The organism is Corynebacterium pseudodiphtheriticum DSM 44287 (genome assembly GCF_000688415.1).
Taxonomy (GTDB): Bacteria; Actinomycetota; Actinomycetes; order Mycobacteriales; family Mycobacteriaceae; genus Corynebacterium; species Corynebacterium pseudodiphtheriticum.
On sequence record NZ_JIAH01000005.1, the window covers coordinates 388,153 to 400,934 of the forward strand.

The window sequence follows — 12,782 nt, forward strand, 5'->3', positions numbered from 1 at the left end:
CGGTATCGAACTTGATTGCTAATCAATGAATATTCTCACACCCGCGGAGCCCTATGGCGGATAGACCGACCGGGGACGGGCAAGTTTAAATACTGTAGGGCTCCGGCAAAGACAACTTGAAAAACTTCCGGAAAATGCGATCTAACTGCCGGGTTTCCGTTAGGAACGCGTCGTGGCCAACCGGCGAGACAATCTTCGCCATACCCAAGAAGTTGCCAATATTCCGCGAGAGATGTTCCTGCTGGTGATACGGGTACAAAATGTCCGTGTCGACGCCAATGATCATTGTCGGCACGGTCGAACGTCCGAGGGCGCGATTGAGACCGCCACGCCCGCGCCCAATATCGTGCCGGTTAAGCGCCTCGGTGAGCGCGACGTAGGAACCGGCATCGAAGCGTTCCGACAGCTTGATGCCCTGGTATTCCAGGTAGCTATTGACCGCGAAGCGCTGGGTAGGGTCACGGAATTCGCCGAAGGGGTTTTCGTCTTCGTTCGCATCGGAACCGAAGCGTTCGTCGATCTCCTGCTCGCCACGGTAAGTCAGGTGTGCGATCCGGCGGGCGGCGCACAGACCTTCGAGAGGGTAGTCGTCGGTGTCGTAGTAGTCGCCACCGTGCCAGTTGATGTCGCGCTCAATGGCGGAAATCTGTGCGCACTGAATGCCAATCTGCCAACCAGAAGCACGGGCGGATACCGCCAGGATGCATACCGCATCCATCATTTCTGGGTAGAGTAGTGACCACTCGAGCGCGCGGGCACCGCCCATGGAGCCGCCAATAACGGCGTGGACCTTTTCCAACCCGAGCTTGTCGAGCAGCCGACGTTCCGCGGCGACAATATCCCGGATCGATACTGCCGGGAAGCGCGAACCCCATGCCCGGCCGTCGGAGGCAATGCTGGATGGGCCGGTGGAACCGTGGCAGCCGCCCAGCGCATTGACACAGATGAAGCACCAGCGCGAAGTATCGAGAGCTCGCCCGGGGCCGAGCAATTCACCCCACCAATCCGCGACGTCGGAGGAGCCAGTCAGGGCATGCTCGATCAGGATGACGTTATTGGGTCCGTCCAACTCACCCCGGAAAGCTCCAAAGACGTGATATCCCAGCGTGACCTCATCCATCATGGCGCCAGCTTCCGTGCGGAATTCGCCGATGCTGGCGTGGTTCAGCGTGGAGGTTGGGCCAAAAGGCGTGGTGTGAGGCATATCTGTCGCTTTCCGACGTGGACGGTAACTTGCTTCACACAGTCTAGATGAACAGAGCTGTCTACTTATAGAATTATATTCTGCTTCCGCGGCGGTGTTCGTCGGCAAGTCAGATGTAGCTGATGTAGTTGTGTTTCAGATCTGGTTTTCCATTCTTGTGATGTGGCTGACATAATGGTGTGGACTGCTCAACAATCTGTGATTATTAATAATCATTCTTGACGACGGAAAGGCTCCAGCTCGTGAGCGAAAAACACACTCCCGCTTCAGCGCAAACCGAAACCGCAGGCGGCCAAGGTACAGCTGGCGACCCCGGGACAACAACCGATCCTGGCCACGATCAGGACGTCCGTGGCGAAAAGCCAAACAATGCGAAGTGGGCCCTGGCGCTGTTTGGTACTGCCGTAGGTGCCGGTATCCTTTTCTTACCTATTAACGCCGGTAGTTTCGGTTTCTGGCCGCTGCTGGTGGCCACACTCATAATCGGCCCCATGGCATTTCTGTCACACCGTGCCTACGCGCGCATGCTCAGTGGCTCCTCGCAACAAGGCCAAGACGTGCTGGAAGTGGTCACGGGCTTCTTCGGCAAAAACATCGGTATTCTGATCGCTCTGATCTACTGGTTCACGGTGTTCCCGATCGTCATGATCTACGGCATTTCCATCACCAACACCGTCGACAGCTTCATCCAAAACCAGCTGAACGGACCAGAAATCTCGCGCCCAATCTTGGCGACGCTCTGCGTTGGCTTGATGACACTCGGCTTCGCCTTGGGCCGCAACGCTGCGTTGCTAGTCGCGCAATTTGTGATCTACCCGTTGATCGTGGCGCTGGCCGCTGTCTCGCTGTATTTGATCCCGCAGTGGGATTTCAGCTCGTTCTACCACTACAGCGCCGACGGTTTCGTCGCTAACCTTGGCGATATCATCCTGATCATGCCCGTGTTGGTGTTTTCGTTTAGCTTCCTGGCGGCAATTTCGCAGTTCGTGCTGGATACAGAGCGCTTTTACGGCGACGACGCCGAAAAGCAATCGTCGAAGATCGTCCTAATTGCTACCGCGCTGCTGACGGTTTTCACCATGTTTTTCGTCTGGTCTTCGGCACTTGCGCTGGGCGCTGATGGCATGGAGGAAGCCTACGAGCAGAACATTCCGGTGCTGTCTTATCTGGCAAACGAAACTGGCACGCAATTCTTGGCCTATATTGCACCAATCGTGGTTATCTGTGCGATCGTCTCGTCCTACTTCGGCCACCTGCTGGCGACGGTGGAAGGCACCCGGTACTTTGGCAAACTTGTGGCCCCAAGGCTCATGCGGGATACCAAACCACGCACCGTGGCCATTGCTATCTACCTGTTCGTTTTTATCGTGGTCACGGCCGTGGCGATCATCAACCCATCCATTTTGGACATGATCACCTTGATCGGTGGTATTTTCATGGGCTTCATGACTTACTTGCTGCCAGTGTGGGCCATCTACCGCATCGATGCGCTCAAGCGTTTCCGGCCGGTAGTCAGCAACTGGTTTGTGGTCATCATCGGTGTGGTTGTGATGGTCGGAACCTTCTGGGACGTGTTGCGCAACCTGGTGGGTTAAGCAAGGCTGCGGGGCGTGGGTTCCGCGAAAGTCCAGGTGAAAACTTTTGTAGGCCGAAGCTAGTGGTGTGTTTTTACAAATAGGCGCGAAAAAAGCCCCTGTTTTGCTGCACTATTTGTAAAAACGCACCAAACCGCGAATAACCAAGCAGTATCCAGGCATTATCCAGCGCGTCATTATCCGGCCAGCACCAAACCGCGAGCAACCGGGCACCAAAAAGCGCCCGAGGCAAAACCCTGCCTCGGGCGCTTTAAGCTTTAAATGTGTGTCTGCGCCGGATATCCGGCGCAGACACCGCAGCTACTCGTGAGGTTTTACTTCTTCAGATCTTCCATCAGCTGGTTGTAGGTAGCCGATGGGCGCATGACCTTGGAAGCCTTATCGTCGGATGGCTGGAAGTAGCCACCCAAATCAGCGCTGTCGCCCTGAACTTCCATAAGCTCGGCATCGATCTTGTCAGCAGCTTCGGAGAACTTCTCTGCGATTGGGGCGAAGTGCTCAGCCAGCTCAGAATCCTCCGACTGTGCTGCTAGTTCCTGAGCCCAGTACATCGCCAGGTAGAAGTGAGAACCACGGTTGTCGATTTCGCCTACCTTGCGGGAAGGCGACTTGCCCTCGTCGAGAAGCTTCTCGGTGGCCTTGTCCAGCGTCGAGGCCAAAACAGAGGCCTTCGCGTTGTCGTTCTTGGAAGCCTCGTGACGGAAGGACTCCGCCAACGCCAGGAATTCACCCAGGGAGTCCCAGCGCAGGTGGTTTTCTTCCAGAACCTGCTGCACGTGCTTCGGAGCGGAACCGCCAGCACCGGTCTCAAACAGTCCGCCGCCAGCCATCAGCGGAACTACCGACAGCATCTTCGCGGAAGTACCCAGTTCCAAGATAGGGAACAGGTCGGTGTTGTAATCACGCAGCACGTTACCGGTTACGGAGATGGTGTCCTCACCGTTGCGCATGCGCTCGACGGACTTCTTGGTGGCAGAGACCGGATCCATGATGGTGATGTCCAAGCCCTCGGTGTCGTGATCTTCGAGGTACTTTTTCACCAGCTTGATCAGGGTGGCGTCGTGGCCGCGGTTTTCATCCAACCAGAAGATGGCTGGCATGCCGGAAGTACGCGCACGGGAAACAGCCAGCTTGACCCAGTCCTGGATTGGCTCGTCCTTGGTTTGGGTGGCGCGCCAGATATCGTTTTCTTCCACGTCGTGGGAGATCAGAACCTCACCGGCGCTGTTGCGCACCTCGACGGTGCCTGCAGAAGGGATCTTGAAGGTCTTGTCGTGGGAGCCGTATTCTTCGGCCTTCTTGGCCATCAGGCCCACGTTTGGAACGGTACCCAGGGTGGTTGGGTCGTACTGGCCGTTCGCCTGGGAATCCTCGATGACGGTCTGGTACACACCGGCGTAGGAAGAATCCGGGATGATAGCCAAGGCGTCCTGGGTTTCGTCGTTCTTGTTCCACATCTGGCCGCCGGTCTTCATCATCGCAGGCATGGAAGCGTCCACGATGACATCCGAAGGCACGTGCAAGGCGGTGATTCCCTTGTGGGAATTGACGTAAGCCAGCGGGGCGCCGTCTTCCTGCGCCTTGTCGAAGGCCTGCTTGATCTCGTCGCCGTTGTCCAGCTTGTCCAGGTTTTCCAGGATATGGCCCAGGCCGTTCTCGCCATTCAGCCCGGCTTCGATCAGCTCTTCGCCGTACTTCTCAAAAACTTCGTGGAAGTACGCACGTACCACGTGGCCGAATAGAATCGGGTCGGAGACCTTCATCATGGTGGCCTTCAAGTGAGCCGAGAACAGAAGGTTATTTTCCTTGGCGTAAGCGACCTGCTCGCGCAAGAAATCATCCAAGGCTTTCGCAGACATGAAGGTGGCGTCGACTACTTCGCGGTCTTCAACCTTCAGACCTTCCTTCAGTACCTTTTCGGAGCCGTCGGCGGCCTTGAGGACAAACTTCAATTCGTCGTCGCCGTCGATGATGACGGACTTCTCGTTGTGTGCGAAGTCGTTGGCATCCATGGTGGCCACGGCGGACTTGGAATCTGTTGGCCAGTCCTGCATGGAGTGCGGGTGCTTCTTGGTGAAGTTCTTGACAGCCTGTGGTGCGCGGCGGTCAGAGTTGCCCTCGCGTAGCACTGGGTTTACGGCAGAACCCTTCACCGAGTCATAGCGGTTGCGGATGTCTTCTTCTTCGGCGTTAGCGGGCTTGTCTGGGTAATCAGGAAGGTCGTAGCCGCCTTCCTGGAGTTCCTTGATGGCGTTCTTTAGCTGCACGAGGGAAGCTGAGATATTTGGCAGCTTGATGATGTTCGCTTCTGGCTTCTGAGCCAGTTCGCCGAGTTGTGCCAGGGCGTCGTCCATTTTCTGCTCTTCAGTCAAACGCTCTGGGAACTGGGAGATGATACGACCAGCCAGGGAGATATCGGCAGTTTCAACATCAATATTCGCAGTGGAAGCAAAAGCCTCGACTACTGGCTTGAATGAGTAGGTTGCCAGCAGAGGGGCTTCGTCGGTACGGGTCCAAATAATCTTCGCCATCTCAGACTCCTTAAAATTTTCGTCACTAAAATGTCGCGGTACCAGGTTACCTACAAAAGCAATCGTCTGCCGTAAAGGCCATAAAGATTGTCAGCCATAAACGCCATGAAGCTGGCCCAACGCCGTGTGTTGTCGTGGCGCATAACACACAACAAACGGGAAACTAGGCACCTGCATGTTTTTCGGCGTAGGGTCACATGCGTGCCACACCTGAGTCATTTGCGCAAGATTGCTTCTGCCCCTCGTCGTCGAGCCCTGCCACGGCAAACTGAGATCACAGAGAAACGACGTTATATCGTCATGGTTGCCCTGGGGCTGGGTGGATTCGGTATTGGAGTTACCGAATTCGTGTCCATGGGTTTGTTGTCGCTGATCGCCGAGGATTTCGGGGTCACGGAAGACTCTGCGGGACGCATCATTTCCCTGTACGCGTTGGGCGTCGTCATCGGTGCGCCGGCGATCACTGCTGTCACAGGAAAGATTCCCCGGCGACGGTTGCTGCTTCTGCTGGTTGGTGCGTTCATCGCAGGAAACTTCTTGTCGGTCATCGCGCCGAGCTATGAATTCTTACTTGCAGCCCGTTTTCTTGCGGGTTTGCCACATGGCGCATATTTCTCGGTGGCGGGTTTGGCCGCGGCTTCGATGGCGCCGGAGGGTGAACGCGGACGTGCGATTTCCTTTGTCTCGATGGGGCTGTCCTTTGCCACCGTCGGCGGTGTTCCTGCAGCACAGGCGCTGGGGCAAGCCTTTGGCTGGCACGCGTCGTACGTTTTCGTCACGGCTGTTGGCGTTATTACGCTGCTGTCGTTGTGGTACCTGATGCCGCACATGGTGCGCATGGGTGCGACCTCGGTTCGTACGGAGTTGGGCGCATTGCAGCGTGGCCAGGTATGGCTCACCCTGGCGATGGGCACCGTTGGTTTCGGCGGCATGTTCGCGGTCTACACCTACATCTCCTGGACGATGACCGAACAAGCTGGGCTGGATCCGTCACTGATGTGGGTGGTCCTCATGGCTTACGGCATTGGTATGGTTGCGGGCACTTGGTTCGGTGGGCGCGTTGCTGACTGGAACTTGGAAAAAGGCATCCTGTTTGCTTTGGCGATGATCTGCCTGGTGCTGGTTGCGTTCTATTTCACCTCGTCGAATCCGTGGTTAGGTACCATCAACTTCGGCCTGGTAGGTTTTTTCGGTTCGACGCTGGTGCCATCGCTGCAGATTCGTTTGATGGATACCGCTGGCGACGCGCAGACTCTGGCTGCTGCGTTGAACCATTCCGCACTGAACATGGCGAATGCTGCGGGTGCTGCGCTGGGTGGTGCGGTGATTTCCGCCGGTTACAGCTACAGTGCTCCATCGCTTGCTGGTGCCGCTTTGGCCATTGCTGCAATCGTTATTTGGTTTCCGACTATTTGGTTGCGCCACAAGTCGTTCACTAAAACGGGACAAGCTGTTCACTAAGACCGGTTAGTTTCCACACTGTGACGCCCACCCTATACAGTGGGTGCCATGTCTGAACCTCAACTGACGATAGCCACAGTTAACGTCAACGGCATCCGCGCCGCCTGCAAGAAACGTAACGACGATAACCTGGGGATGAATCACTGGTTGGAAAATACCAGTGCCGACGTCGTCCTCATGCAGGAAGTCCGCGCGACCCCGGAACAAACCGAAAAGGCATTAGCCCCTGCGCTGGAATCTGGCTGGCACCTGGTAGTGGCTGATGCCGAGGCCAAGGGCCGCGCCGGGGTGGGAATTTTATCGCGGAGTCCGCTTGCCGACGTCCAGGTGGGCTTTGGCGGCGACAGTGCGTTTAATAATGCTGGTCGTTGGGTCGAAGGCACTCTGGGTTCTAGCTTTGGTGATGTCCGCGTCGCCTCGCTGTATTTGCCTTCCGGCGCACAGGGGACAGCTAAGCAAGACGAAAAATATGCTTTCTTGGATGAATTTGATTCGATTTTGAACCAGCGTGCAGCTGCACACGAGAACATGGTCATCGGTGGGGACTGGAATATTTGCCACCGCAGCCAAGATCTGAAAAACAACAAGCCTAATGAAAAGGTCTCCGGCCATTTGCCGGAAGAACGCGCCTTTTTTGATTCCGTCTTCGGGGCGTTTCCTGATGCTGCCCCGCAAGAGAAGAAGTTTCTTGGTGACTACCAAGGCGTAGTTGATTATTCGGCACACACCCGACGTGAACCGACCACCGACCCGCAGTGGTTTGACCTGGCGCGTCGTCTCAACCCAGATCCGGAACAAGACGGCCCGTATACCTGGTGGACCTACCGCGGTCAGGCTTTTAACAACAACGCGGGATGGCGCATTGATTATCAGGCTGCTACTCGCGCCATGCTGGAACGCGCGCAACGAACCTGGGTAGAAAAGGCCCCGACGGTCGAGCAACGTTGGTCGGATCACTCGCCGTTGTTGGTGGAATTTCACTAAGTTCGGCTTGGAGCTCCAGCTGCGTTCTAGCGCAGCCCCAGCGCCGCTCTAATGCAGCCCCAGCTTCGATTCCAGCTCATGTAAAGGACGTGCATCAATGACCGTGACGACGTTATTGACCGCGACATATGTCGTCGGTATTTCCGCAGAGGCCATGACCGCAGCTTTGTCTGCTGGCCGCCAGCGCCTGGATTTTTTCGCCGTCTCGCTGCTCGCCGCTATCACTGCCTTCGGTGGGGGAACAGTGCGTGACGTGTTACTTGGGCATTACCCGCTGGTGTGGGTGGAAAATCCGGTGTATTTGATTGTCGTACTGGCAGCTGCGGCGATCACTGTTTCGCTGTCGTTTTTCATGCACTATTTCCGTTCGCTCTTTTTGGCGCTTGATGCGGTGGGGTTGGCCGCCTTCACGGTGTTGGGTACCCAGGTGGCGTTGTCGGAAGGCCATGGGCCATTGATCGCTATCGTGGCCGCGATTTGTACCGGTGTCTTCGGCGGAATTTTGCGCGATATCTTAAGCGACCGTGTGCCGCTAGTATTCATGGGCGATTTGTATGCAGCCTGCGCACTGATCGGCTCGGTGACTTATATGGTCTTGGAACAATTAGGTGCCCCACCGGCAGTGGTGATTCCCGCGGGGCTGATCGTGACCTTTGCCGTGCGCATGTGGGCAGTGAAGTACAACAAGTCCATGCCAATTTTCGCGTATAACGACGAAAACCAGCCGGTGGATCCGCGCCTGCGCCTATCGGCGCAGTTTGTGCGCGAAACCGCGCGGAAAGCGAAATCGAAGGTCGCTAGGGGGATCAAACCGGAGGCGTCGAAGAAAACTAAGAACCCTGATAATAAGCAGCCAAAATCGTCGGAAAGCGACTAACCTGCTAGCATAAAAGGAACTTAACTTCTGACGCTGAGCGGAAAGAGAATTCAGTATGATTCGCGTTTTATCCTGGCTGATCATCGGCATCGCCATTTTGGCCGGTTCGATTGTCTGGTACCTGAACGTGCAGTATTCCATGGCAGGGCTGGTTTCAGGTATCACCATGGGTGTAGGCGGCGCGTTCCTCGTTGCTGCTTTCGCCACTGCGCTGGATCTCTATGATCCAACTTCGCGCAAGGTTTAGCTGAATACCTACTAGCTACCGTTAGCTTCGCGCCCTGCTGGTTGCACTCCCGCCAGCAGGGTTTTTGCGTGCCAGAAACCATTCGTTTTTTCAGTAAAGGATAAGAAGATGACTGCATCGGTGCCTACAACCGACAAACCACGCGTGCTGTCTGGCATTCAGCCAACCGCAGACTCATATCATCTGGGTAATTATCTCGGAGCGCTCAAGCAGTGGATTGAGCTGCAAAATGACTTCGACGCGTTTTATTTCATCCCAGATATGCACGCATTGACGGTGGAGCAGGATCCGAAACAGCTGCGCGAGCGTACTTTCGCTGGTGTCGCGCAATTGATCGCTTTGGGGATTGATCCGGAGCGTTCCACATTGTTTATCCAGTCGCATGTGCCGGAACATGCTGAGCTGAATTGGGTGCTGCAGTGCCTGACTGGCTACGGCGAGGCTGCACGCATGACGCAGTTTAAAGACAAGTCCGCTAAGCAGGGCGAGGAGCGCACGTCGGTGGGCTTGTTTACTTATCCGATGCTCATGGCCGCTGACATTTTGCTTTACCGTCCGCAGTGCGTACCGGTTGGTGAAGATCAGCGCCAGCATTTGGAACTCACCCGTAACCTGGCGGAACGTTTCAACACCCGTTTTGGCAGCACCTTTGAGGTTCCCGAGCCGTTCATCCCAGAAGGTTCGGCCAAGATTTATGATTTGCAGGATCCGACGATCAAAATGTCGAAATCCACTCCACATCCGAAGGGGTTGATTAACCTGCTGGATCCGCCGAAGACCTCGGCGAAGCGCCTGAAATCAGCGGTCACTGATGACCGCGGCGTTATTGCTTTTGATCGTGAGCAGCAGCCCGGGGTGTCCAACCTCCTGACCATCCAGTCTGCGCTTACCGGCACTTCTGTTGACGAGCTGATCGCCTCTTACGAGGGCAAAGGGTATGGCCATCTAAAGGTCGATACTGCGGACGCGTTGGAAGAATTCACCACTCCGCTGCGTGCTCGTTACGACGAACTCATGGATGATCGCGCACAGTTGGGCCAAATTCTTGCCGATGGAGCCGAGCGCGCCCGGGAAGTGGCTGCTGGAGTGCTTGCCGACGTTTACGACAAGGTGGGTTTCCTGCCAGCGAAGATACGCTAGTCCAGGATGCGTTAGAGTGAACAAGCAGCTCTCACAGAGAAAATTCAGGGCAGTCTAAGATTGCACTAGCCAACGTAGGTCAGCGCTGGCTAGTGCACGTCTGTGACAACACATATGTGACAACCCGCCTGAATGCACGACCAACACCAACCTAAAGGACACTGAAGTGGCAGCCACCACCACAAAGTCAAACGAGAAAAACCACGATAACTACGGCATCGAGCGAGTTCGAGAAGACGAGCCCGGTTTCGTCGACAAGATGCGCCAAAAATCGGACTTTTTCGACCACGTTATGCGCACCATCGAACGTTATGGTGCGCAGGGCGGTAATCAGTTTGCCGCCGGTATTACTTATTTTTCGGTGCTGGCGGTCTTCCCGATCGCCATGTTGATCGTCGCTGCGGCTGCACAGGTTCTGGCAGGACGTCCCGAGCTTTTTGCTAGCTTCCAGAATCAGATCACGGCATCTCTGGAAGGGCAGATGGGCGAAATCGCCAACGAGATCCTGGAAGGCGCGGTCGAACGCCGTGGTGCGGTCGCCGGTATTGGTGGTTTGACTGCGCTGTGGACCGGTCTGAACTGGATGCACAATCTGCGTGCCGGTATTTCAGCGATGTGGAATATGGATCCGAACGACGGGGCCAACTTCGTCGTCAAGAAGATTAATGATTTGCTGGGCTTAGTTGGTCTGATTCTCGCCTTTATCATTGCTTTTGGTATCACCGCCGCGGGTTCTTCCGGTATTGTATTTACCATTTTGGAATGGCTTCATGTAGAAGATGTGATGCCAGGGTTGAACTATATTCTGTTCTTCTCTGCGTTGTTCATTGGTATTCTGGCGAACTTCCTGGTCATGTGGTGGCTGGTGGTTATTCTGCCGCGTAAGAAGGTACCGAAGAAAGCCGGCTTCATTGGAGCATTACTTGGCGCACTTGTTTTTGAAGTAATCAAGCAGCTGTTTACCGTGATTCTGTCTTCGGCTACTGGTAGCCCAACTGGTGCAATCTTCGGTCCAATCATCGCTTTGATGATTGTGTTGTATCTGATCTGGCGTGTGGTGCTCTACGTTTCTGCGTTTACCGCCACCACCAAGCAGGCTCGTGCCACGGAAGAGGTTCCGGTTCCCGAACCAGCCGTGATCCGAGTACGCCACGAGGTGAAAAAGCGTCCATCGACCCGCACTCTGCTGGGCGCCGGTGCAGGCTTGGGTGCCGCCGGTGGTTGGGCGCTCCGACGGATCTTTAAGGAAAAATAACGTCTGGATAACGTTTTCCCGAACAATTGCTATCTTGGGAAAATATAGAGTTGTCCGTGGCAAAGAGCTTAACGCCTGCGCAAGATAAATCCAGCTATTGCCGCAATTCCGGCGCCAGCGGCGATGACAGCCAGCACCACAATCAAGATCGTCTTTTCGTGGGGTTCAGCATTCGTACCGGCATTGTCCGCGTCTGCGCTATCTGGCGATGTATCATCGGAATTTTGCGGTGCTGGACTAGCCCCCTGTGTCAGGGTGGGTTCGGTGTCTGCATTGGCGACTGGTTGCAGCATGCCGATATTCGTGCCCGGTGCCACAGAGAATCCCGAGTGCAATAGCTTCTGCGCCTGCTCCCACGCGCGGGCCTTGTCGACGGTGGTATCGAGAATTACCGCCATTAATCGCCGACCGTCACGGTTCAGTGCACCGACGAAGGTGTGGTTGGCATCGTCGGTGTAACCAGTTTTACCGCCCATGCCGTCCGGATCATTCATGAACAGGTGGTTGTCGTTCCATACTTCGAATCCTTCGTGCTCGTCGAAGCCCGGGAAGGCAATGAATTCGGTGTTCACGATGCGATCAAAAGTCGGGTTTTGGTAGGCCGCGCGATAAATCAACCCCAGGTCATACGCAGAAGCCGAGTTGCCCGCGACGTCCAAACCGGAATAGCTCGCGGCGTAGGTGTCTGTGGTTCCGAGCTCATCGGCAAGTTTATTGATCTTGCGCAGCGTCGCCTCGTCGCCACCGAGTTCCTGTGCCAGAGCGTGCGCGGCATCGTTACCCGATGCCAGCAACAAACCGTGTAATAGCTGCTCGATGGTGTATTCGCCACCGGCGCCGATGCCTACCCGGGAGCCGACTTGATCGGCAGATTCCTGCGAGACGGTCACGGTCTTTTCCAGGTCCAGCTCTGCAATGGCGACCAATGCCAGCAATGCTTTGATAATCGAGGCTGGGCGGTAGCGTCCGTGCGGATCTTTCTGTGCGATGATCTCGCCAGAATCGATGTCGGCAACCAACCAGGCCGACGCCAAGACGGATTCGTCGACATGAAATCCGGGAGCGGTACTTACCCCGCAGTTTTGTTTCTCCAGTGGCGGTAATGGGGTAGGAGAGGGCTGACCGGGTGCGACAGCCTCAGAGGTGGTGCGCGCTTGTGGTGGATGGACACGGTTCGGGCACGAGCTGGTATCGGGTGCTTCCTCGCGGCTGAGTGGTTCCGGAGCAGCCGTCTCGTCGGCCTCGCTTGGGGCTGGAGCGGGGCCTTCCAGTGGAGTGGGTTCTTCCTGTTGGGCGTGAAGCAGCGGGGCCGCCTCAGTGTGCGGGGTTGCGGCAGCGTGTGGGGACGCGGAGCCAAAAGCGCCAATGCCAAGCGTGGCTGCTCCTGTGGCCATGCCGACGACCAGAAGATTCGCGCAACAGGTTGAACTGTATCTCACAATGGCACGGCGGCCGGGTTTGCTCTCATTCATAACAGCCGATAATTCT

10 protein-coding genes are annotated in these 12,782 nt (G+C 55.9%); 7 read left to right on the forward strand and 3 right to left on the reverse strand.

Features of this window, described 5'->3' with window-relative positions:
- Window positions 1-85: 85 nt before the first annotated feature.
- Window positions 86-1,204 carry a homoserine O-acetyltransferase MetX gene (gene metX, locus O146_RS0102480; protein WP_051619206.1) on the reverse strand — a complete coding sequence of 373 codons (1,119 nt, stop codon included), beginning with the start codon at window positions 1,202-1,204 and terminating at the stop codon, window positions 86-88.
- Window positions 1,205-1,446: 242 nt separating this feature from the next.
- Between metX and O146_RS0102485 the strand changes: the two genes are divergently transcribed.
- On the forward strand, window positions 1,447-2,799 hold the full coding sequence (locus O146_RS0102485) for an SLC5/6 family protein (protein WP_027017572.1): 1,353 nt from the start codon (window positions 1,447-1,449) through the stop codon (window positions 2,797-2,799).
- A gap of 314 nt (window positions 2,800-3,113) precedes the next feature.
- On the opposite strand, the gene O146_RS0102490 is transcribed toward O146_RS0102485, so the two are convergent.
- Entirely contained in the window at window positions 3,114-5,330 is a 2,217-nt protein-coding gene (locus O146_RS0102490; RefSeq protein ID WP_027017573.1) for an NADP-dependent isocitrate dehydrogenase, read from the reverse strand.
- A 201-nt stretch (window positions 5,331-5,531) separates the two neighbouring features.
- On the opposite strand from O146_RS0102490, the gene O146_RS10850 reads away from it, so the two are divergent.
- The 6 genes from O146_RS10850 to O146_RS0102520 all read left to right on the forward strand — a co-directional run bounded on the left by O146_RS10850 (window position 5,532) and on the right by O146_RS0102520 (window position 11,294).
- Window positions 5,532-6,791: an MFS transporter gene (locus O146_RS10850; protein ID WP_035000476.1), complete on the forward strand. Its 1,260-nt coding sequence runs from the start codon at window positions 5,532-5,534 to the stop codon at window positions 6,789-6,791.
- A 48-nt stretch (window positions 6,792-6,839) separates the two neighbouring features.
- Entirely contained in the window at window positions 6,840-7,775 is a 936-nt protein-coding gene (locus O146_RS0102500) for an exodeoxyribonuclease III (protein WP_027017574.1), read from the forward strand.
- A 97-nt stretch (window positions 7,776-7,872) separates the two neighbouring features.
- The gene (locus tag O146_RS0102505) at window positions 7,873-8,652 is read left to right on the forward strand and encodes a trimeric intracellular cation channel family protein (protein WP_021351860.1); all 780 of its coding nucleotides are present in this window, start codon (window positions 7,873-7,875) and stop codon (window positions 8,650-8,652) included.
- A gap of 55 nt (window positions 8,653-8,707) precedes the next feature.
- A complete protein-coding gene (locus O146_RS0102510; protein WP_021351859.1) occupies window positions 8,708-8,899 on the forward strand; it encodes a hypothetical protein in 192 nt (63 codons plus the stop codon).
- Window positions 8,900-9,007: 108 nt separating this feature from the next.
- Window positions 9,008-10,039 carry a tryptophan--tRNA ligase gene (trpS, locus tag O146_RS0102515; protein WP_027017575.1) on the forward strand — a complete coding sequence of 344 codons (1,032 nt, stop codon included), beginning with the start codon at window positions 9,008-9,010 and terminating at the stop codon, window positions 10,037-10,039.
- A 166-nt stretch (window positions 10,040-10,205) separates the two neighbouring features.
- Window positions 10,206-11,294, forward strand: a complete 1,089-nt coding sequence (locus O146_RS0102520; protein WP_027017576.1) for a YhjD/YihY/BrkB family envelope integrity protein — start codon at window positions 10,206-10,208, stop codon at window positions 11,292-11,294.
- Window positions 11,295-11,362: 68 nt separating this feature from the next.
- Here the strand turns inward: O146_RS0102520 and O146_RS0102525 are convergent, their stop codons facing one another.
- Entirely contained in the window at window positions 11,363-12,766 is a 1,404-nt protein-coding gene (locus tag O146_RS0102525; RefSeq protein ID WP_027017577.1) for a D-alanyl-D-alanine carboxypeptidase family protein, read from the reverse strand.
- Window positions 12,767-12,782: the final 16 nt, after the last annotated feature.

Coding starts and splice junctions, on each gene's coding strand:
- trpS (WP_027017575.1), top strand. CDS start 9,008: ATGACTGCATCGGTGCCTACAACCGACAAACCACGCGTGCTGTCTGGC.
- O146_RS0102525 (WP_027017577.1), bottom strand. CDS start 12,766: ATGAATGAGAGCAAACCCGGCCGCCGTGCCATTGTGAGATACAGTTCA.
- metX (WP_051619206.1), bottom strand. CDS start 1,204: ATGCCTCACACCACGCCTTTTGGCCCAACCTCCACGCTGAACCACGCC.
- O146_RS0102510 (WP_021351859.1), top strand. CDS start 8,708: ATGATTCGCGTTTTATCCTGGCTGATCATCGGCATCGCCATTTTGGCC.
- O146_RS0102490 (WP_027017573.1), bottom strand. CDS start 5,330: ATGGCGAAGATTATTTGGACCCGTACCGACGAAGCCCCTCTGCTGGCA.
- O146_RS0102505 (WP_021351860.1), top strand. CDS start 7,873: ATGACCGTGACGACGTTATTGACCGCGACATATGTCGTCGGTATTTCC.
- O146_RS0102500 (WP_027017574.1), top strand. CDS start 6,840: ATGTCTGAACCTCAACTGACGATAGCCACAGTTAACGTCAACGGCATC.